This window comes from Planococcus koreensis (genome assembly GCF_004761975.1).
GTDB classification, from domain to species: domain Bacteria; phylum Bacillota; class Bacilli; order Bacillales_A; family Planococcaceae; genus Planococcus; species Planococcus koreensis.
Genome location: NZ_RQII01000061.1, coordinates 24,742 through 45,000, shown reverse-complemented (window position 1 = coordinate 45,000; position 20,259 = coordinate 24,742). Strand labels below are relative to the sequence as shown.

General features: G+C 47.1%; 23 protein-coding genes (1 of these 23 only partly in view). 2 read left to right on the top strand and 21 right to left on the bottom strand.

Features of this window, described 5'->3' with window-relative positions; all coding sequences use genetic code 11:
* The 14 genes from EGV91_RS14785 to acpS form a co-directional block, all read right to left on the bottom strand.
* Positions 1–292, bottom strand: the 5' portion of a protein-coding gene (locus EGV91_RS14785; protein WP_135505011.1) for a SprT family protein. The gene continues 161 nt to the left of window position 1, outside the view; the window shows 292 of its 453 coding nt (coding positions 1–292); it begins with the start codon at positions 290–292; the stop codon falls past the left edge of the window.
* A 140-nt stretch (positions 293–432) separates the two neighbouring features.
* Entirely contained in the window at positions 433–2,598 is a 2,166-nt protein-coding gene (locus EGV91_RS14780; RefSeq protein WP_135505009.1) for a Tex family protein, read from the bottom strand.
* A 228-nt stretch (positions 2,599–2,826) separates the two neighbouring features.
* The gene (locus EGV91_RS14775) at positions 2,827–3,426 is read right to left on the bottom strand and encodes a PP2C family serine/threonine-protein phosphatase (protein ID WP_135505007.1); all 600 of its coding nucleotides are present in this window, start codon (positions 3,424–3,426) and stop codon (positions 2,827–2,829) included.
* Complete coding sequence (gene sigB, locus EGV91_RS14770) at positions 3,426–4,208, bottom strand: RNA polymerase sigma factor SigB (RefSeq protein ID WP_135505005.1); 783 nt, start codon at positions 4,206–4,208, stop codon at positions 3,426–3,428. Before sigB ends, EGV91_RS14775 begins: the two co-directional genes overlap by 1 nt.
* Positions 4,186–4,656: an anti-sigma B factor RsbW gene (rsbW, locus tag EGV91_RS14765; protein ID WP_135505003.1), complete on the bottom strand. Its 471-nt coding sequence runs from the start codon at positions 4,654–4,656 to the stop codon at positions 4,186–4,188. The genes sigB and rsbW overlap by 23 nt, the downstream gene beginning before the upstream one ends.
* A 1-nt stretch (position 4,657) precedes the next feature.
* Positions 4,658–4,987, bottom strand: coding sequence for an anti-sigma factor antagonist (locus tag EGV91_RS14760; protein WP_135505001.1), 330 nt, complete (start codon positions 4,985–4,987; stop codon positions 4,658–4,660).
* Positions 4,988–5,081: 94 nt separating this feature from the next.
* Entirely contained in the window at positions 5,082–6,083 is a 1,002-nt protein-coding gene (locus tag EGV91_RS14755) for a PP2C family protein-serine/threonine phosphatase (protein ID WP_135504999.1), read from the bottom strand.
* Positions 6,084–6,094: 11 nt separating this feature from the next.
* Positions 6,095–6,496, bottom strand: a complete 402-nt coding sequence (locus EGV91_RS14750) for an anti-sigma regulatory factor (protein ID WP_135504997.1) — start codon at positions 6,494–6,496, stop codon at positions 6,095–6,097.
* Between the two features lie 2 nt (positions 6,497–6,498).
* The gene (locus EGV91_RS14745) at positions 6,499–6,861 is read right to left on the bottom strand and encodes an STAS domain-containing protein (protein ID WP_106534565.1); all 363 of its coding nucleotides are present in this window, start codon (positions 6,859–6,861) and stop codon (positions 6,499–6,501) included.
* Positions 6,858–7,688: an RsbT co-antagonist protein RsbRA gene (locus tag EGV91_RS14740; protein WP_135504995.1), complete on the bottom strand. Its 831-nt coding sequence runs from the start codon at positions 7,686–7,688 to the stop codon at positions 6,858–6,860. Before EGV91_RS14740 ends, EGV91_RS14745 begins: the two co-directional genes overlap by 4 nt.
* Before the next feature lie 192 nt (positions 7,689–7,880).
* The gene (locus tag EGV91_RS14735) at positions 7,881–8,231 is read right to left on the bottom strand and encodes a type II toxin-antitoxin system PemK/MazF family toxin (protein WP_135504993.1); all 351 of its coding nucleotides are present in this window, start codon (positions 8,229–8,231) and stop codon (positions 7,881–7,883) included.
* Positions 8,232–8,235: 4 nt separating this feature from the next.
* Positions 8,236–8,520, bottom strand: coding sequence for a transcriptional regulator (locus tag EGV91_RS17545; protein ID WP_135504991.1), 285 nt, complete (start codon positions 8,518–8,520; stop codon positions 8,236–8,238).
* Positions 8,521–8,619: 99 nt separating this feature from the next.
* Complete coding sequence (gene alr / locus EGV91_RS14725; protein ID WP_135504990.1) at positions 8,620–9,723, bottom strand: alanine racemase; 1,104 nt, start codon at positions 9,721–9,723, stop codon at positions 8,620–8,622.
* Between the two features lie 17 nt (positions 9,724–9,740).
* A complete protein-coding gene (acpS, locus tag EGV91_RS14720) occupies positions 9,741–10,091 on the bottom strand; it encodes a holo-ACP synthase (protein ID WP_135504988.1) in 351 nt (116 codons plus the stop codon).
* Between the two features lie 68 nt (positions 10,092–10,159).
* Between acpS and EGV91_RS14715 the strand changes: the two genes are divergently transcribed.
* Complete coding sequence (locus tag EGV91_RS14715) at positions 10,160–10,768, top strand: rhomboid family intramembrane serine protease (protein WP_135504986.1); 609 nt, start codon at positions 10,160–10,162, stop codon at positions 10,766–10,768.
* A 3-nt stretch (positions 10,769–10,771) separates the two neighbouring features.
* Here the strand turns inward: EGV91_RS14715 and EGV91_RS14710 are convergent, their stop codons facing one another.
* The 7 genes from EGV91_RS14710 to EGV91_RS14680 form a co-directional block, all read right to left on the bottom strand.
* Positions 10,772–12,316, bottom strand: coding sequence for a PH domain-containing protein (locus EGV91_RS14710; protein WP_135505015.1), 1,545 nt, complete (start codon positions 12,314–12,316; stop codon positions 10,772–10,774).
* Entirely contained in the window at positions 12,309–12,788 is a 480-nt protein-coding gene (locus tag EGV91_RS14705; RefSeq protein WP_135504984.1) for a PH domain-containing protein, read from the bottom strand. Before EGV91_RS14705 ends, EGV91_RS14710 begins: the two co-directional genes overlap by 8 nt.
* A 156-nt stretch (positions 12,789–12,944) precedes the next feature.
* Positions 12,945–14,468, bottom strand: coding sequence for a degradosome RNA helicase CshA (gene cshA / locus EGV91_RS14700; RefSeq protein ID WP_135504982.1), 1,524 nt, complete (start codon positions 14,466–14,468; stop codon positions 12,945–12,947).
* Between the two features lie 332 nt (positions 14,469–14,800).
* A complete protein-coding gene (locus EGV91_RS14695) occupies positions 14,801–15,499 on the bottom strand; it encodes an alpha/beta hydrolase (protein WP_135504980.1) in 699 nt (232 codons plus the stop codon).
* A 16-nt stretch (positions 15,500–15,515) separates the two neighbouring features.
* Positions 15,516–16,874, bottom strand: a complete 1,359-nt coding sequence (locus EGV91_RS14690) for a UDP-N-acetylmuramoyl-tripeptide--D-alanyl-D-alanine ligase (protein ID WP_135504978.1) — start codon at positions 16,872–16,874, stop codon at positions 15,516–15,518.
* 13 nt (positions 16,875–16,887) lie between these two features.
* Complete coding sequence (locus tag EGV91_RS14685) at positions 16,888–17,958, bottom strand: D-alanine--D-alanine ligase (RefSeq protein ID WP_135504976.1); 1,071 nt, start codon at positions 17,956–17,958, stop codon at positions 16,888–16,890.
* Positions 17,959–18,112: 154 nt separating this feature from the next.
* Positions 18,113–18,883, bottom strand: a complete 771-nt coding sequence (locus EGV91_RS14680; RefSeq protein WP_135504974.1) for a hypothetical protein — start codon at positions 18,881–18,883, stop codon at positions 18,113–18,115.
* A 161-nt stretch (positions 18,884–19,044) separates the two neighbouring features.
* Between EGV91_RS14680 and EGV91_RS14675 the strand changes: the two genes are divergently transcribed.
* Positions 19,045–20,232, top strand: coding sequence for an FtsW/RodA/SpoVE family cell cycle protein (locus EGV91_RS14675; protein ID WP_135504973.1), 1,188 nt, complete (start codon positions 19,045–19,047; stop codon positions 20,230–20,232).
* Positions 20,233–20,259 lie beyond the last annotated feature (27 nt).

Here is a 20,259-nt window from a genome sequence, read left to right as displayed (position 1 = left end):
GTGCTCCGGTCTGCTTAAGCAATTCCCGGAAGTCCGCATCCCGATGCTTATAGCCGCGCCCTTCCAAATGGAGGTGGTAATGGCACAACTCATGTTTTATGATGCCTTCCAGTTCGGCATAGCCGAATTTTTCATATGACTTAGGATTGATTTCGATATTATGGGAACGCAATAAATACCTGCCGCCTGTGGTGCGCAAACGCGAATTGAAAACCCCCTCATGGCGGAAAGGCTTGTGGAAAAAGTCATTGGAGATTTCTTTGATCAGCTCGGTCAGTTCCTGATTGGTCATGGCTAACTCCTTATTGAAAATCGTTATGTGTTCGTCCTGTATTTCTCTTGCATCTGAATGTTACCGAGCATAGCACAGCTTTTATAAAAAATCAGCAAAAAAGAGCCGTCAATTGACCGGCTCTTTTTTGCTGTAATGTATTATTCTGTCTGATCTTTTGGCTGCAGCATCGTCAAGGCGATGCGCCCTTTGTCTTTCTCGACTTTCTCGACCCAAGCGGTGACGATATCGCCGACAGCGACTACATCAAGCGGATGCTTGACGAAGCCTTTTTTCAATTTCGAAATATGGACGAGCCCATCCTGCTTCACGCCGATGTCGACAAATGCGCCGAAATCGACAACATTCCGCACAGTTCCTTGGACTTCCATGCCCGGCAACAAGTCTTCCATCTTCAAGATATCGTTTTTCAATAAAGGCTGCGGGAACTCATCACGCGGATCACGGTTCGGCTTTTTCAGCGCATCCAGAATATCCTGCAGCGTGATTTCCCCAACGCCCCATTTCTCGCTCAGCTCTGCCAGCTGAAGCGCAGACAATTTCTCCGCTGTCGCCGGTGTGCCGACTTCATTCTTGCCCGCTCCCACCAATTCCAGCAGTTTTTCCGCTACAGCATAGCTCTCCGGATGGATGCCAGTGGCGTCCAGCGGGTTCTTGCCTTCGGGAATCCGCAGAAATCCGATGGCTTGTTCATACGTTTTCGCGCCCAAGCGCGGAATCTTCTTCAATTGGGCACGTGATGTAAAGCGTCCGTTCTCGTCCCGCACCTTGATTACATTTTCAGCGACCGTCTTGCTGAGGCCAGCAACATATTGCAATAAAGAAGCAGAAGCCGAGTTGACGTTGACACCAACCTGGTTGACCGCTGTTTCCACGACGAACGTCAATTGATCCGCCAGCTTTTTCTGGGAGACATCGTGCTGGTATTGCCCGACGCCTACCGCTTTCGGATCGATTTTCACCAATTCGGATAGCGGATCCTGCAAGCGGCGCGCAATGGATGCGGCGCTGCGCTCTTCGACCTGGAGATTCGGGAACTCCGTACGTGCTACTTCAGATGCGGAATAAACGCTCGCCCCCGCTTCATTGACGATGACATAAGAAATGTCCGCGTCCGTTTCCGCCAAAAAGTCCGCAACAAATTGTTCGGTCTCACGCGAAGCCGTACCGTTGCCGATCGCCATGATCTGTATCGGATATTTCGATACGAGCGCCTTCATCGTCCGCCTTGCTCCTGCTTGGTCATTTTTTGGCGCATGCGGGTAAATGACTGCGACTTCCAATAACTTGCCCGTTTCATCAATAACCGCCAGTTTGCAGCCGGTGCGGTAAGCCGGATCTACACCAAGCACCATTCTGTTTTTCATCGGCGGCTGCAACAAGAGATTCCGCAAGTTCTCTGAAAAGATATGAATTGCTTGCGTTTCGCCTTTTTCGCTGAGTTCGGTTCGAATTTCGCGTTCGACTGAAGGCTGTATCAAACGCTTATAGCCGTCTTCGATCGCCTGAGCCACGAATTCTGAAGACGGGACACTCGATTTAATCACTTTATTTTTCATCAATGCTACAATCCGGTCGGTCGGCGGCTGGATGGAAACGCGGAGCACATCTTCCTTTTCCCCGCGGTTGATTGCCAAAATGCGGTGCGGCACGATTTTGCTGATCGCTTCTTCGTAATCGTAATACATTTCGAAGACCTGCTTCTCGTCTTCATGGTTCTTTTTGGCAGCCGTTAAAATCTTGCCATCTTTGCGCGTCATGTAACGTGCCTTTTCCCGGATATCCGGATCATCCGCGAATAATTCCGCCAGTATGTCCTGTGCACCTTGAATCGCTTCATCCGCGGTGGCTACTCCGGTTTCTGCATCGACAAATTCAGCGGCCTTTTTCAAGACATCGCCATTTGATGCTGACAAGAGCCAATCCGCAAATGGCTGAAGCCCCTTCTCTTTCGCGATTGTCGCTTTCGTGCGGCGTTTTTGCTTATATGGCCGATAAAGGTCTTCCAAACGCTGCAATATCGTTGCCGCTTGAATTGCCTTCTCCAGCTCATCTGTCATTTTTTCCTGTTCAGCGATTGAACGGATCACTTCCACTTTCCGCTGCTCCAGGTTCTGTATGTATGTATAACGGTCTTCAATCGATTTAATCTGCACTTCATCAAGCGAACCAGTAGCTTCTTTGCGGTAACGCGCTATAAACGGAACTGTATTGCCATCGTCTAATAACCCGATAACTTGTTTGACCTGATCTGCGCGAACGCTAGTTTCTTTTGCAATCAACGCATGGATTTTCTGCATGTCCACAAAACCACTCTCCTTCATTTCCTTGAAACGGTTAAAATCAATCAGCTTATAGCATCTAAACAGGCGCATGCGCTTTTCTATTGTCCAGCTCCGGCACCCAGGTTCTCGGGTCGTAAGCCATCCCTGCTAAGCGGCAAAAAGCACCGCTTGGCTGGTCTGTCTTACGCCTGTCGAACCTAAACAGGCGCCTCCGCTTTTCTTATTTTATCACACAAAAAAGAAGCCTTCTCATTTGAGGAGGCTTCCTGCTATAAACGTGGCGTCGTCGCCTGTTTTGATTTCACGGAGAATATCGTAATAAAGACGCTCAGGCACTCCTGCCCGTCTCATCATCACTTTTGGATTCCGCAATTCCACTCCATCAGAATGGATGAGGAATAAGTCATCTTCCACGTACGTGTAGAGTTGCGTGCGCAATTTCTGTGGGCGTCCTGATAGATACCCCATTACCGGCAACGGATAAATCATTTCATCCGTCCCTTTGCGGTATAAGTAAAATCGGATATTTCCCACGCAAGTATATTCCAAGGTCTTCTTTTTGAAGTCCACTTTAAAAATCGCAACAGCAGCGCCTCTTTTTTGCACCATCAAATCATTGAAACGCCCCATAAGGGAATCGATCGATTCGTGATGATACTGCTCCAGAATTTGCGGAATGACCTGCGACGATTCACGCGCCACTGGGCCATTCCCTAGTCCGTCGGCTACTGAGCAAATGAAATAATCGTCCGTCAGCACAGTATGGTAGCTGTCGCCGGATTCATAATTACCATGTTTTGCTTCATTGAAAATACAGGCCTCAACGTAATGGTGTTTTATCGTCTCCACTAGGACACTCCACCGGCAGCCAAAATGGCTTCTTGCAGTTTTTTGATTGCTTTACGCTGCAGACGAGACACGTGCATTTGAGAAATCCCCAGCTTATCACCGGTTTCTTTTTGGCTCAGCTGCTCTATGTAGGTATACTGGATGATCTGCTTTTCCCGTTCAGAAAGCACATTCATCGCATTTGCTACAAGCATGCGCTGATCCGCTTTTTCATATCCATCGTCTTCTTGCCCGACAACGTCAAATAAAGTCACCGTACTGCCATCGGAATCCGCTTCAAGTGAATGGTCCATAGACAAAGCCTGATAGCTCTTGCCCATCTCCATTGCTTCAAGCACATCATCTTCATCGACATCCAGGTATTCTGCGATTTCCCACACTTGCGGAGAACGCTGAAGTTCCCGGGTCAGAACTTCGACAGTTGACTTGATGCGGGGTCCAAGCTCTTTGATACGGCGCGGAACATGGATAGCCCACGTTTTATCACGCAGAAAGCGCTTGATTTCACCGATAATTGTCGGCACTGCGAAAGCTTCGAAGCTTCTTCCGAATGACGGATCGTAACGGCGAATTGCTCCGAGGAGACCCAGCATCCCAACTTGTGCAATATCTTCATGGTAAGACTTGCCATTTGAATATTTGCGCGCTATCGATTCCACCAGCCGCTTGTAGTTCATCACAAGCATTGTCTGGGCTTCTTCATCTTCCGTTTGTTGATAAGCCTCAATCCATTCAAGCACCTGCTCTTTGGTCGGCTGATTAGGATGAGATCGTTTCGACATCCTCTTCCACCTGCTCTCCTCCAACATACTTAGTCATGAAGACCGTGACGCCTTCCTGATGATGGACTTTTACTTCATCCATCAAAGTTTCGATCAAGTAAAGGCCAAGACCTCCTTCGCGAAGAAAAGCCCCTTCCTCTTGATCGTGATATGGACCTACTTTCGCCTTTGTTTCTTCAAAATTGAAACTTTGTCCATGGTCAGCTACCATAATCTCAATCTTATCGCCGTATAGTGCACAGCCAATAACAACTTCGCCTTCTTCACCTTCAGAATAAGCGTGTTGCACTGCATTTGTCACCGCTTCACTTGACGCGATTTTCAAATCTTCAATATCGTCGAACGTAAAACCGATACGGCTAGCTAATCCCGAAATCGTCAAACGGGCCACTCCGACATATTGCGATTTTGCCGGCACTCTCATTTCAACATAATCGAAAGGACGCATATCAATTACCACCTTTTCCAACTGATTCGATGTCCATGATCTCGCCCAAACCAGTAATGTCGAATAAACGTTTCAAACGCGTTGAGAGGCCTTTCAGCTTCACATGTCCGCCTTTAGCATTTACTGACTTATAGAATGCAACGAAAACCCCTAATCCAGTACTATCCATATAATCAACGTCGGAAAGATCCAACACTGCATTCAAACCTTCTTTATGGTGGTGCATTTCCAATTTTTCACGGAGAACCGGCGCTGTGTGCGCATCGATTTCGCCGCGGATAAAACCTGTTAATGTATTGTTTGTTTCTTCTAGTTCAACTTGAATATTCATCTATTAAGACACCCCTGTTTTATCAAAATTTCATTAAAATTAAAAAAGCCATCGTAAGTCTAAATACCACCTAACGGCAGCTTTTAAACCTACTTCAGACTTTTTTATAAATCACCAGCGTAAAGTCGTCCGACAGCACAGCATTCTGCATGCGCTCCAGAGCGTCATAAACATACTGGACAATGACTTGAGCCGGTTCATCCTTTTTCTCTTCAATCATTTTAAAAATGACTTCGCGCTCAATGAACCCTTGATCGGTGCGGCCTTCTGTCACGCCGTCCGTCATCATGATAACCATGTCATTTTCTTCAAGCTGGACTGTATGCTCTTCATATGTCGCAGCAGGTGACACACCCAGCAAAAGGCCTTTGGCATACAACTCACTGAAATCATTGGTTTTCGCACGATACAAAATCGCCGGCTCATGCCCTGCAGAACCATAGGTCATTTGCGCGCTTACCGCGTCGTACCTGCCATAGAACATGGAAACAAACATCGAATCGTCGATGCTTTTCTCAACGACCCGATTAATGACACCCAAAACCTCGGAAGGGTTTGCAGGTGAATGATTAAGGCTATCCATGCCGAATTTGACCATGGACATGCAAAGGGCGGCCGGCAGCCCTTTGCCAATAACATCTGCAACGGCGATTCCGGCATGGCCTTCTGCGTCGCTGATGAAATATATGTAGTCGCCGTTCATCTTCCGTGCGGGAATTGACAACAGACCAATATCCAAACCATCCAAAGTAGGCAATTTCGTTTTCAGCAACGTCTCCTGGACATTCGCCGCCAGGTCCATTTCTACTCTGATTTCTTCCTGCCGCTGCAAGAGGCTTTGCCGCTCCTGCAAAGCAAGGCCATAGTTAATCATCATTTCAACCAGGAAATCAAAAGAATGCCATACCACTTCAGGCAAGTCTTTATAAATTTCCTGCATTGCCGCCTTATGGACGCTGATGACTTCTTCCGGAGAAATGTTTTCAGAAATAAGCTGCCGGCTGAAATTCTGGCCGACATACAAATTCTGTTCCGACTGGCGCTGCATGTATTGATTTAAAATTTCTTTGTATTGATTTTCGATTTTGTGGACCATATGTGCCCCCCCTATCGAAGCCATTTCGTAGCTCTTATGTCTGTCCCTTCTCCCGGGATCGTTTCAATCTTAAATTCATCCATTAATCGTTTAACGCCTGGCAATCCTGCACCTAACCCTCCAGAAGTAGAAAATCCATCTTCCATCACTTTACGGATGTCGGGAATTCCGGGCCCCTGGTCGGCAGCGATGATCAAAATTCCCTTGATGCCATTTTCCATCAATTGCTGAATTTCAATTCTCCCTTGGCCAGCGTATAAATAAATATTGCGGGCAAGCTCGCTGATCGCCGTCGTGATACGCGCTTGATCGACCGTGCCAAAACCCAGCTCTTTTGCAACATTGCGCCCGAGCTGTCGTGCTGCAACAATATCCCATTCCGTTAAAATCTCCACCGAAGACTGGTTGCTCATTATTAAGCCTCCAATTCCAGTTGAAGTTTATCCAGCCCATTTTCTAGATCCAGGGCTGTCATAACATCTTCAAGTCGAATTCCTAACTCGATCAAAGTGATAGCCACTGCTGGTTGAATACCGGTAATAACCACTCGCGCTCCCATTAGGCTTGACATGCTAATGACGTCCCCTAAGACTTTTGCGATAAACGAATCGATGAAATCAACAGAAGTTAAATCAATCACGACTCCACGCGCGCTTGTTTCGTGCAATTTATTCAATAGATCTTCCTGGAATTGGATAGCAGTTTGATCATCCAGCTCCCATTGGATCGAGACAATTAATGTATCTCTTAATTTTAAAATCGGAATCCGAAAATTCATTGTTCATCAACCTCCACGATTTTGCGATTAGTCCAAGCAAGTGCTTGTTCTACACCACGCTGCAACGTGCTTGTAGTCGTAAACTCATTCAAATTAATGCCCAGCGTCACAATCGTTTGGGCAATTTCAGGCCGTATTCCCACTAACATGCATTTCGCACCGACTAAACGCACAGCGTCCGCAGCCTGAATGATATGGTGCGCTACCATCGTATCCACTACCGGTACACCAGTGATGTCCAGCAGGACCACTTCCGCGCGGTGTTTCACTACGCCTTCAAGCAAATTCTCCATAATCAGGCGTGCGCGTTCGGTATCGATCGTTCCGACAAGCGGCATGACCGACACTTTTTCAAATACAGGAATCAACGATGCCGACAATTCCTGCAAAGCGATTTTTTGCAAGCTTACAGTGCGCTCCCACGTTTTCGAATAAGCAGCGACCGTGCTGTCACGGATCGGGATGATCCAGTTATTGAACTCTTTGAAAAATCCGCGGAAGTTTTCCTGCGTAATTAAACCAGCATCTTCCATGCCTTCAAACACGACTTCCGAGAAATGGTCGATCGCTTTTGTGACAAACGTCATCGACCAGCCAAGGCGTACTACTTTTTCCGCGAAATCGTTCAAGCGCGTTTCATAAGCCTGGTGGCTCTCTAAAAGATTCGACAACATCAGATCCGCGAATTCCTTACTTGTCTGGTTCATCAAATCCGTCGGCATCACTTGGAAAGAACGATCATTTTTTTCGTTTTTCATAAGTTCCTGCCATTTAGTAATTATTTCAGTGTTATTTTCTTGAATATATCCAGCCATTTGCTTATTCATTTTCTGCCGTAAACCTCCCTGAATTTCCATGCAGCGAACACATCCAGTTGCATTTTAGATAATCTATCTTTTATTGTATCGGAAAAAAGTTTTTTTCACATCTTTTTTGTCGCCAAGCTTCCAGATTCTTAAGGGATAATAGAAAAAACACCTGGAAGAATGAACTTTCAGGTGTTTTCGGAGTATGTATGATTAGAACTTAACAAGACCAACACTGATCTCCAGTGCCTCGTCAACTTTTTCCATCAACGCTTCATCGAGCTGGGTAATTTTATCAGTCAAACGGGATTTATCGATCGTACGCAATTGTTCAAGCAAGATGACCGAATCACGCTCAAAGCCATATTTCTTGGCATTGATCTCAACGTGAGTCGGCAATTTCGCTTTCTGGATCTGCGCCGTTATCGCTGCAATAATCACCGTGGGGCTGAAACGATTCCCTATATCATTTTGTATAACCAGCACCGGCCGGGTCCCACCTTGCTCAGACCCGACCACTGGAGATAATTCTGCAAAAAAAACGTCTCCACGTTTTACAATCAAATTGTCAACCTCCGCTTACGAGTCGCACGGTCGTGTGCTCCGCTTCGTACTCCGCGTGAGAACATTCACAAGCGATGGATAAATTGATTTGTGACATCTCCACGTAGCCTTTGATCATTGCTTCTCGAATATGATGTGAATCGTATATATTTTTGGTTACCCTTTGGGTGGAAACGTAAACATAGTCGCCGCGCTCCTGAAACCGTTCATCTGAATGTGTTGTCAGCTCTGACATCAATTGTTTAGGCAGTTTCACTACCACTTCTCTTGGCTTCGATTTCTCGTACACAGCCCTACACCTCCGAAAAATACCGTTCTTTCTTGCCTCACCTTTTCATCTTAACATCTTAAACGGACGGTGAAAAGACATTGTTGGGATTTCAGGCTTTCAAACATACAGTCTCGGGACTCTTTTTGTTAAAATACAGGGGATTTCATAAGGAATCGTGCCCAATTTATCTGCCCATTCATTGATGCGTATTTCCTCTTTGCCTTGCTTACCGAACAACTGGACTTTCTCGCCAACCGGCAATTTTTCCGGAACGCGGATCATGCACTGATCCATGCAGATACGCCCAACGATTTGCGCCCGCTCCCCTCTAACCAGCACATCCTGTCCTTGCAGGCCGCGCAGCATACCGTCAGCATAACCGATTGGCAGTGTCGCGATCCACTCATCTTCTTCGCAGCAGTAAGTGCCGCCATAGCTGATGGCTTCTCCGGCCTTCACCTTTTTGATGTGGACAATTTCCGTTTCCAGGCTCATGGCTGGGACTAAAGAGAAGGGCATTTTTTCTTCTACATAGGCAGAAGGAGCGATTCCATACATCGAAATTCCGATCCGCACTGCACCATAAGCAAGGTCTGGATGCATAAGAGAAGCCGCGCTATTCGATACATGAACCAGTACTTCAGGGTCATCAATCAGGCCGATGATTTCTTTCATGCGCTTGACTTGCCGCTCGAACAACTCTCCGGATTCCTCATCGGCGGTAGCAAAATGGGTGAAGATGCCTTCAAATGCCAACGAATGGCGGCGAATTTCCGCTATCGCCGCTTCCGCATCCGCTGCATCTACGCCAACACGGCGCATGCCTGTATCAATCTTCAAATGGACTTTTAATGGAAGAAACTCCGGATTCTGGGCCGCCGAAGCGGTGGCCAGCCAATCCAATGAAATAGCTGCCAGGGCGATTTCTTGTTGCTGTGCTACCGGCACGAACGATGCCGGTGAAGCCCCCATTACAAGGAGTTTTTCTTGAAATCCGTTGGTCCGCAAAAACAATGCTTCGTCCGGTGTCGCTACCGCTAATAGTTTGATGCCCATATCCACCGCGCGCTTCGCCACTTCCAATACTCCGTGGCCATAGGCATCCGCTTTTACCACCGCCATTATCTCCGTATTACCGAGCCCTTTTTTGAATGAAGCCAAGTTTTTTTCGATTGCACCTAAATCGATGACCGCTTTTGTCGGCCGATAATTTTCCGTCATGCTCTCACCCCGATTGATTAAGATTGCAAAAGAACTTGTGCCGCAGCGTATTCTTTTGTGTGGGTGATCGAAACCAACCCGGTTTCCTGCTGCTGATAAAATAAGCAGGGCTTTCCTTTTTCGTCTTTGCGGATTTCAATATCCTGAAAAGAACAGGATGCACCGATGCCCGTCCCATTGGCTTTCCCGAACGCTTCTTTCGCCGCGAAACGGCCAGCCAGAAATTCAGTTTTCCGCGCGCTTGATAAGTCTTCATATTCAGCAAGTTCCCGTGCCGTCAAAACCCGTTCGCGCAGCTTGGGCGACTTGGCATCTATTCTCCGGATGCGCCCAAGTTCGACGATATCCAGACCGATTCCAATAATCATAAATGTTTCTCCTTTCAATCGCAAACCTTAAAAAGGTATAATAACATGTATGAAAAAGAGGTGACTACATGTTTATCCGCACAGAAAGTTTTTCGCAGTATTTGCGTATGTATCCTGTTGTATCCACCTTGCTTGCCATCAACATTTTAATTTACTTACTGGGATGGCTTCCAGTCATCGGCGACCTGATTTTCGATTATGGGGTCGGCTACAATTTGGCAATTTCCCAAGGTGAATGGTGGCGGTTCATCACACCAATGTTCCTCCACGGCGGCATGATGCATTTATTGTTCAACATGTTTTCGTTATTCCTGTTCGGCCCGGAGCTTGAAAAGCTGACCGGCAAAGTCCGGTTCTTGACCGTTTATGGATTGGCGGGGCTTTTCGGTACCGTCGCAACTTACTTCCTTGAGCCGCTGAACTATTTGCACGTCGGTGCAAGCGGTGCGATTTTCGGAATTCTTGGAGCGTTCGCTGCATTGCTGTATTACGGACGACGCGCATTGCCTCAATTGAGACAAATTATACTGCCAATCATTGTGATAAGTATAGTAATGACATTCCTGACGCCGGGCATCAATGCTACTGCGCACATCGCAGGAATGATTACCGGTTTCCTGGTCGGATTAAGCTATTTCCATCCGAAAAGGATCGTCAGCTGGAAAACGAAAAAATAAAAGTCAGCCGGAGAAATATTCCGGCTGACTTTTTTCATCTTCAGGCAGCGGCCGGCTTGATGGCTCGTACCAGGCCATGATGCGTTCTGCATCGCCTGTATCCATATGATTGATGCGCGCAGAAGCGCCCATCATTCCGGATTTGATCGTCGCCTCAATTGAAGCCAGTTGCTTGCGCCGCTGGAAATAGCTTTGCGTAATATCGATTGCCTGTACACGCCGCTTCATTAAATAGAAGGAATGTTTGCTGAAACCGCGGAATTGCATCGTCAACTGCCGTCCGGTCAATGCATAGCCAACCGTCCGGTGCTGCCATATGCCAAGCAGCATAACGACCGGCACCAGCAATAGGCTCACAAGCCCGTACGGATAAAAGAAATAACTCATAGCCGCAATGAACGGCGCCATCCAAAAGAAATCGAGCCGATAGAAAAAGCGGACGCTGCGTTTTGGTGCACCGGTAAGCTTCGGCTCCCATTCCGTTTCCGGGAACAATTCCGACAGCACCGGCAGCATCACCGACTTTTTCGCGAGCGGAAACAGGCGGATTTTCTCTTCCTTATCCCCCAGTGACCCACCTGCACTTTCAACGGTCACCGTTGCATAGCCGAACCATTCACGCAAAGGATTCTGGGAAATTTTGATTCCCTGCACCCGCTTGAACGGCACGGAAATTTTCTTTTTCTCCAGCAAACCGCGCGTGATGTAGATATTGTCCTCGTCCGCTTGAATGGTGAACTGGTAATTCGCGAAAATCGTCAGGAATACGGAAATGACCCAGGCAATCGCCAACACCACAAAAATCACCAACGCGGCGATCAAATAGCCGAAACGCAAGAACTGCATAACTTCTTCGTAAAGCGCTTCGTACGGAATCAAATCCGAAAACTGTGACAGGAATACCGCAACAGCGGACAACACTACCCCAATGCCGCTTGACGTCGTCGCCAAAATCATCAATTCTTTGAGCGTCATGCGATAAAAAACGCGCGCCTCCTGTTTCTCAGGTATTTCCACGGGAGCCGTTTCCGCTTCCGCATCATTTAGCGCATGGTGGTGAAATCCCCTCTTTGCTTCTTCCATTTTGCTTGCTATGCGATCAGCGTCTTCGCGGTTAATCGCAGTCAAAACCGCTTCCGATTCCCCCACTTTGCCGGAACCTGCTGTTTCAACCTTCACTTTGACCAACCCGAACAACCGGTGGAAAATGCCTTCTGTATAATTCAAGCTTTGAATCCGGTCGAACGGGATGTAGCGCTTCTTTTTAACGAATAAGCCGTATTCGATGCGCAATTCTCCATCTTCAAACCAATAGACGAAACGCTTCCACTTGATGATGCCGGCTACCAGCATGAACAGCACGACGACAATCCCCATCAAAAACGGGATCATCCCCTGCCATCCCTGATTGAACATCCCCGAAACGCCGCCATCTCTGAATAAATTCACACCGAATATGACAATAAAAGGCACAATCAATTCTTTCAAGGCTTTGATGAAGTTTAAAAACGCAGACAGCGGGTGAAGTTTATAACGCATTTCAGACATCATCTTCCGCCACCCTTGCCAAAACCGAAATTCTCGCTCTCAACTCATCCGCCTCTTCTGTGATCAATGCAGGAATCGTGTGGACAGTTGCCGCAGTTGAAATGGAAATTTCAGCCAAATTATACTTCCTTAAAATAGGGCCTTGTGCCGTGTCGACATGCTGCACACGAACCATCGGCACCAACGTGCGGCGGACGATAAACAAACCGTGCTGCAATTCGATTTCTTGCTCCCGCACCTCATAGCGCCAGCGCTCCCAGCGAATTTTCGGAAACAGATAAATCAGCAAAAATCCGAAAAGCACAATAATACCCGCGTAAAGAGCATATAGCCAGTTTGGCCAGTCAAAGAAATAAGTCATCGCTCCTGCACCTGCCGCCACTAAAGCGATGACGAGTGTTTCGATAGATCCGTAGAGCCGCCAAACCGTCAGCCCTTTTCTTGAAATTTGATTTTTTGGTTGATTGTTCACCTGCTGCACCCCATTCTTGCTTCTCTCTTACTATACGATTCATGTGTTGATGCGTTTCAGTCCATTGTACATCAGTTTGAAAGCGCAAAAAAGGCGGATGCGAAAACAGTTTCCTGTTTCCGCATCCGCCTTCTATTTTAGCTTACGCTTTTCTTCTTAAGATTCGTGACGGCGAGTGCGTCCTGGACGTCCTCCGCCGCTTGTGCTGCCTTCACGGCGTCTTGTTGCGCCAGAACCACCAGCTCCAGTTCCTGAACGGCTTGAAGATGGACGGCCTGATCCAGTTGAACGGCTGCCTTTATAGCCTCCGCCACCACTGCTGCGTCCGCCTTTGCCTTTATAGCCTCCGCCTCCGCGGGATGGCAATGGGCGTTCTTCCGAAATTGATACTGGCGTATCTTCCGGTTCTTTCGTCATTGTTTTAAGGGCAGCTGCAATCAAATCAACAGCGTCAAACTTCTCAAGCATTTCTGCCGCTAGTTCGCGGTAGTCGCCCAAGTTGTTTTTCTCAGTCATTTCTTGCAATTGTTCCATCGCAACGCGTTTTTGGCCTAATACGGCTTCATCAGCAGTCGGCGGAATCAAAGCTTCCATTTTTTTCTTCGTTGTACGTTCAACGATGCCCAAGTAGCCCATTTCACGTGGTGTTACAAACGTGACTGCGACTCCTTTTTTACCTGCACGGCCAGTACGGCCGATGCGGTGGACATAGCTTTCAGGATCTTGTGGAATATCAAAGTTGTATACGTGTGATACGCCTGAGATATCAAGTCCGCGAGCTGCTACGTCAGTTGCAACTAGAATGTCGACTTTACCTGCTTTGAATTGCTTCAAGACAGACATACGTTTCGCTTGGCTCAAATCGCCGTGAATTCCTTCAGCTACATAGCCGCGGATATTCAAAGCATGAGACAATTCATCAACCCGGCGTTTTGTGCGGCCGAAGACGATTGCCAATTCTGGCTGTTGAACGTTCAAAAGACGTGAAAGGATATCGAATTTTTCGCGTTCTACCGATTTAACGAAGAACTGCTCAATGTTCTCAACAGTCATTTCTTTTGATTTGATTTTAACGATTTCTGGAGTCTTCATGAATTTCTCTGCAATGCGGCGGATTGCATCCGGCATAGTTGCTGAGAACAACAATGTTTGGCGAGTATCTGGCACGCTTGACATGATTGTTTGGATGTCTTCAATGAAGCCCATGTTCAACATTTCGTCAGCTTCGTCCAGGATCAATGTGTTTACATTGTCCAATTTAAGCGTACGGCGGTTGATATGGTCCAAAAGGCGTCCTGGTGTACCAACGATGATTTGTGGGCGGTTTTTAAGTGCACGGATTTGGCGGCTGATTTCTTGGCCACCGTATACTGAAAGGATGCGCACGTTTTTATCTTGGCCCAGTCTGTACAACTCTTCTGAAACCTGGATTGCTAATTCGCGAGTTGGCGCAATGATCAATCCTTGGACATTGCCGTCTTTAGTGTCGATTTTTTCAATCAACGGAATACCGAATGCAGTTGTTTTACCAGTACCAGTCTGTGCTTGGCCGATAATGTCCTTGCCTTCCATACCTAAACGGATTGTACCTTCTTGGATTGGTGTTGCTTCTTCAAACCCCATGCGTCGTACGGACTTTAAAGTTGTTTCGCTAAGATTTAATTCTGAAAATTTTACCAATTTTTTAATCTCCTTTTGTCTTCATCTTATTTACAAATGGTGTACATTTTTAGATGAAATCGTGACAAAGTCGAGCCTTTATGAGGAAGTTTCACGTCGAAAATCATACTCTGTAGTTTTAAGTCAGAGGGGATGTGTGAACAGAAAAAGCTCGGGCGTTGCCGAGCGGTCTGATCGGCGGGTTTTGATGCCCTATAAGTAGAACAAACCGTTTTGCTCAAAAAAATACTCTTCACAGGGAAGAGTGTCTCAAAAATGTATCCATTGCTTTCAATAGAATAACACGGTTGATAAGTACTTGCAATCAATACGCAAAGGTTCCAATAATCAGTTTACTCTGCACCTTTCTTCATAAATGCCAAAACCCGGATGAACCAATCCTCGCAATCCTCGCTATAGCAGATCATATGCTTCCCGGTTTCCGACCGGATGATCTGTTTATCTTCAGAAGCGATATTGTCATAGATGAAGTCTGCAGCCGATACCGGCACCACCCCATCCTTCATCCCCTGCACAATGCATGCAGGAATGTGGATGTTCTTGTAATACGGTTCGACCAACTTGACGACTTTTAAAAATTCCCGAGTCGACAGCATCGGTGTATTGACGAGTTTGTATTGATAGCGCTGGTAAAACTCATTTTCCGCCAAGCGCCTTTTTCTGGCATCTGACAACGCACCTTTGACTTCCTCTATTAATTGCAGCGGGCTGATGTATTTGGCCGCTGCGCTTAACAACACAAGGCGATCGATTTTATAGCGCATCGCCAAATACATCGCAATCAACCCACCCATGGAAAACCCGACAATGATGATCCGGTCGGAAGATTTCTTCAATTCGCGCAGAGCCAATTCCGCTTCCATCAGCCAGCTGTCCGCTGTCATATTTTTCAACGCAAGCGTATCGCCATGCCCGGGAAGCGTCGGGATCGAGATGTTCCAATCCGTCTGTTTCTTTAGAAAATCAGCGAACGGCTGAACTTCATACGGGCCGCCCGTAAATCCGTGGATGCACAAGACGCCAGTTTTCAAACCGTTCACCTCCATTTTAATTTGCCGTGAACGGTTCAATGACCTTTTCAAGCGCCATGCCGCGTGAGCCTTTTACTAGGATGATGGAATCCGATGAGATGCGTTCTTTCAGAAATTCGATGATCGGCGCATAATCATTTTCGCTCCAAATCACTTCACCCGAAAACGAAACCGCGAGTTTGTCGCGCAGCCACTTCATGCGCGGGCCAAACAGGCAGACACCCGAAATCTCGCCGGAGATCAATTTCGCCATGTCTTCGTGATACCTCTGCTCATTGTCGCCAAGTTCCAGCATATCGCCAAGCACTAGCCATTTATCTTCTTTCATCGTCGTCTCCCGCAGGAAGTTCAATGCGGCCCCCATCGACGAAGGCGCTGCATTATAAGCGTCATTGATGAACGTCGCACCGTTGTCCGCTTGGATGATTTGCATGCGCATATCCGTCAATGCCGCGTTTTTTAAGGACCGGCGAATTTCTTCTTCAGTCAGCCCCGCTTCAAGCGCCACCAAAATCGCCGCTAACGTGTTCTTGACCTGGTGTTCACCAAGGACTGGAATCGTGAATGCTGCGTCAATGATGCCGCTGACTAAAAAGCTGCTGCCATTTTCAGTCGCTTTGATGTTCGTGACAGCCAATTCGTTGTTTTCGCCGAAGCCGAACGAAACCGCCTGCGGAAACTCCTCAACAAACGGCAAGAGCAAGGGCTCATCGCCATCATAAAAAAGTTTGCCATGGCTCGCCATGCCAGCGGTGATTTCAAACTTGGCCTGGGCGATGCCTTCGCGCGAACCGAGGTCTTGCATATGGGCTTCGCCGATATTGGTGATGATGGCGTAGTCCGGACGTGCCAATCGGGATAAAAATTCAATTTCCCCAAAGCCGCTCATGCCCATTTCAAGGACAGCGAACTTCGTATCTTCATCGAGCGACAAAATGGTCAACGGCAAGCCTAGTTCATTATTCAGGTTGCCTTGCGTTTTCTGCACCTTGAAATAGGGCTTCAATACGCTTGCCACCAAGTCTTTGGTGGATGTTTTGCCGTTGGAGCCGGTGATACCGATGACCATCGTCGACAATTCATTGCGGTAAGACCGCGCCATTTCCTGCAGCGCAAGTTTGCAGTCGTCAACGATCAAGAGCGGGACGTCTTTCGGCGGATTCGGCTCATCGCGCTGCCAAAGGCTCGCAGCCGCTCCCGCCTCAAACGCCTGGCGGACATATTGATGCCCATTAACATTTTCTCCGCGGAACGGCACAAACAGATCGCCCGGTTTCAATGTTCTCGTGTTGATTGAAACCCCTGTCACAACGACGCCTTTAAAGTTCGTTTTTATGTCCAGCCATTCGGCTAATTGCTCAATCTTCTTTTTCATATAAGGTCTCCACTCAATCTATTTTTACTTGCAGCATCTGTTTATCGTCATAGCGCTCAATCGCCAAATCAATCAGACGCTCAATCAAATCCGGATAAGCAAGCCCCGTATTTTCCCATAATAGCGGGAACATGCTGTATGGCGTAAATCCTGGCAATGTATTGACTTCATTAATCAGAATTTCATTGTCTGCGGTAACGAAGAAATCCGCACGGACGAGTCCAGAGCAGTCCAATATTTTAAACGCTTTTTTCGCAGATTCCACCAATTCCGCATAAACGCTTTCCGGCAGTTCAGCGGGAATGATCATTGCGGTATTGCCATCTTTGTACTTGGCTTGGTAATCGTAGAACGCTTTTAGCGGCTTGATCTCGCCTGCAACTGAGCATTCCGGGTGGTCGTTTCCAAGGACGCCGATTTCAATTTCACGCGCCGCCACACCTTGTTCGACGACGATTTTGCGGTCGAATTTCAATGCCTCTTCGACTGCTGCAGCCAATTCTTCTTTGTTGTCCGCTTTGCTGATGCCGACGCTCGACCCTAAGTTTGCGGGTTTGACGAAAACCGGCCATTGCAATTCAGTGGCAATGCGCTCCACTAATGCATCTTGGTTCTGCTGCCATTCGCTGCGGATGAAATAGACATATGGCGTCTGGTTCAATCCAGCAATTTCAAATAATTGCTTCATGACCACTTTGTCCATGCCTGCAGACGAAGCCAGTACGCCATTGCCGACGTATGGCAAGTTCATCACTTCAAGCAAACCCTGCACCGTGCCGTCTTCTCCGTTCGGTCCATGCAGAAGCGGGATGATCACATCGAGGCTTTGTCCACTTTCCGCCGGCAAGAAGCCGGATATATCATTCGGGATGGATGCCTCTTGGCCGATTTGGAGTTGTTCAATCGAATCAACCGGCCCTTCAAGCAAGGCTCCTTTTCTCCATTCCCCTTCCTGCGTTATATAAATCGGATATACTTCGTATTTCCCGAAATTCAAAGCTTTTGTAACCGCACGTGCAGTGGAGAGCGATACTTCATGCTCTGCCGACTTGCCTCCATATAATAAACCGATCTTTTTCTTCATCAGTAAACCTCCGCTATTGTCCAGTTGTTGGGCACCTTGGCGCTTTCCCTATGGATTTCTTTTTTCATAATGCTTAGTTTATCATGAACTGCTGTAGACGAAAAATTTTTTCCGGCCGGATGCAAAAAAAAGAAGCAATGCTTAGTACCAAGCATTACTTCCATTGCTTCAATTTGCGGTCGAAGACGATTTTGCGGTCGACATCCTGTTTGATGTACCCTTGAATATCCGACCAGAACTCATCAAGAAACGAAATTTCTTCAACCGAACGGATGTGCAGTTCGATGGTATTCTTCGTTTTTTCCGGATCCGCAAGTGAAATCAAGACACCTTCACGGTAATCATTTTTGAGCGTATTCAAAAGTTCCAGCGGCAATTCCGGTATCAAGTCTTTGGATTTGCGCCGCCAAAAGTTTTGGCCATTCGCTTCTCTGCGGATTACTTGAGTGAAATAATTGCCTACTAATTCGTTCAGCCGTTCCAACGAGCGGAAATAAATTTTGGTCGTCTGCTCTTCTTCGCTCGACAGGTAGACGAATTCGTTTTGTAAAGCGGCGTAAAAAGGCGGCCGTACCGCTTCTTTTTTATGGCCAATATAGAGAAGTTCAGCTTGTTCCTGGGGAGTCAGCGAATTCAGCTGCTTTTCATTTTTGAAATCGATCCAGCAAAACTCACTTTTCTTATTGCCCAAGCCTTTGCGAAGCTGTGTAAACTCTTCCTGTGCGACAAACTCCAAATATGTATGCATATTGAAAGAGGCATCATCATAACTGTGTTTCAGCAGCAAGAGGTTCTTCGGCATTTTCATGGCATCCAGAAATTGCGCGAAGGTAAGACCGCTGAAAATAGCGAATCGATCAGCTTCGTTCAAATAAATGTATAAATGCTGTATATAATAATCCGCGTTCAACGGTTTTTTGACCATGTCCCCCACTCCAATCTCCTTTTTTCATTATACGACCAATCTTTTAAAATATGAAACATCATAGCTCTATTTTCGTCATTACTTTTGGTATAGGCATATTTTCTGTGGATGCGCTATAATATTAACCGACTCTCAATCTAAAAAAGTACAGGTGAACTCAGATGCAAACAAACAAGAGCATTGCTGATCGCATCGATTGGTCGCTCGCTTTTATCTTATTCCTATTCTTTGTGGTCAGCTTGATCGCCATTTCTTCGGCTCAGACATCCGGACAATATTTGACGAATTTCGTGCCGCGCCAGGGGATTTTCTACATAATTTCCATTACCATGATCGGCGTGCTGATGTATTTCGATTCAGAGCAGTTTAAAAAGATGGCTTATTATTTATACGCCTTCGGAATTTTTCTCCTCATCGTGCTGATGATCTCCCCTGATGGCCCGGGTCAGATTGCGGAATCGGTAAACGGTGCAAAAGCTTGGTTCCATCTGCCTTTTTTCAATCTGCAGCCGGCTGAATTCATGAAAACCTTCTATATACTCGCACTGGCGAAGATGATTTCTTCCCATCACGAGAAGCATCCCCTAAAATCGCTGCAGACCGATTTCATGCTGCTCGGCAAAATCGCGTTGATGTTAAGCGTTCCGCTTGGATTCATCCTGCTGCAGCCTGATTTAGGGACGTCGCTTGTATTCATCGCCATTACACTCGCGTTGACGGTCGTTTCCGGCATCTCCTGGAAAATCATCGCGCCGAGCTTTGGCGGCGTTGCGGTAATCGGCGGCAGCCTGTTGTGGATGGCTGTCAATATGCAGGCTTTCCTGTCCGACAATTTCGGCCTGAAACCGTATATGTTCGAACGGATCTACACATGGCTTGATCCTTACGCCTATGCAGAATCAGGCGGGTATAACCTAATAGCTGCGATGAACGCCATCGGTTCCGGAGAAGTGTTCGGAAAAGGCTACCAAGGGCGCCAAGTCTACGTACCGGAAAACCATACCGACTTCATCTTTACGGTCATATCGGAAGACTTCGGCTTTGTCGGCGCCAGCGCTGTCATCATCCTGTTTTTCATGCTCATCTACCATTTGACAAAAATCACGCTGCAATTAAAAGATGTCTTCAGTACGTACGTATGCGCTGGAATCATCGCGATGATTACATTCCATGTATTCCAGAACATCGGCATGACGATCCAGCTCCTGCCGATCACCGGCATTCCGCTTCCGTTCATCAGCTACGGAGGAAGCTCGCTGATCGGGAATATGCTCGCACTCGGCATTGTCTTCAGTATGAAATTCCATCACCGGAACTATATGTTCGGAAACGATAAAGAAGCAGATTAAAAAACTCCGGCGCATCGGCGCCGGAGT

Bases quoted from the DNA above. Each gene is read 5' to 3' on its own strand.
- sigB (WP_135505005.1), bottom strand. From the start codon at position 4,208: ATGTCGAAACGATCTCATCCTAATCAGCCGACCAAAGAGCAGGTGCTT.
- rsbW (WP_135505003.1), bottom strand. From the start codon at position 4,656: ATGCGTCCTTTCGATTATGTTGAAATGAGAGTGCCGGCAAAATCGCAA.
- EGV91_RS14745 (WP_106534565.1), bottom strand. From the start codon at position 6,861: ATGAATTTTCGGATTCCGATTTTAAAATTAAGAGATACATTAATTGTC.
- EGV91_RS14680 (WP_135504974.1), bottom strand. From the start codon at position 18,883: ATGGTCAAAAAACCGTTGAACGCGGATTATTATATACAGCATTTATAC.
- EGV91_RS14750 (WP_135504997.1), bottom strand. From the start codon at position 6,496: ATGAGCAACCAGTCTTCGGTGGAGATTTTAACGGAATGGGATATTGTT.
- EGV91_RS14755 (WP_135504999.1), bottom strand. From the start codon at position 6,083: ATGGTCCACAAAATCGAAAATCAATACAAAGAAATTTTAAATCAATAC.
- alr (WP_135504990.1), bottom strand. From the start codon at position 9,723: ATGACGGAAAATTATCGGCCGACAAAAGCGGTCATCGATTTAGGTGCA.
- EGV91_RS14675 (WP_135504973.1), top strand. From the start codon at position 19,045: ATGCAAACAAACAAGAGCATTGCTGATCGCATCGATTGGTCGCTCGCT.
- EGV91_RS14760 (WP_135505001.1), bottom strand. From the start codon at position 4,987: ATGAATATTCAAGTTGAACTAGAAGAAACAAACAATACATTAACAGGT.
- EGV91_RS14685 (WP_135504976.1), bottom strand. From the start codon at position 17,958: ATGAAGAAAAAGATCGGTTTATTATATGGAGGCAAGTCGGCAGAGCAT.
- EGV91_RS14710 (WP_135505015.1), bottom strand. From the start codon at position 12,316: ATGTCTGAAATGCGTTATAAACTTCACCCGCTGTCTGCGTTTTTAAAC.
- acpS (WP_135504988.1), bottom strand. From the start codon at position 10,091: ATGATTATTGGAATCGGTCTGGATATCGTCGAACTTGGGCGCATCCGG.
- EGV91_RS14740 (WP_135504995.1), bottom strand. From the start codon at position 7,688: ATGAATAAGCAAATGGCTGGATATATTCAAGAAAATAACACTGAAATA.
- EGV91_RS14690 (WP_135504978.1), bottom strand. From the start codon at position 16,874: ATGAAAAAGAAGATTGAGCAATTAGCCGAATGGCTGGACATAAAAACG.
- EGV91_RS14715 (WP_135504986.1), top strand. From the start codon at position 10,160: ATGTTTATCCGCACAGAAAGTTTTTCGCAGTATTTGCGTATGTATCCT.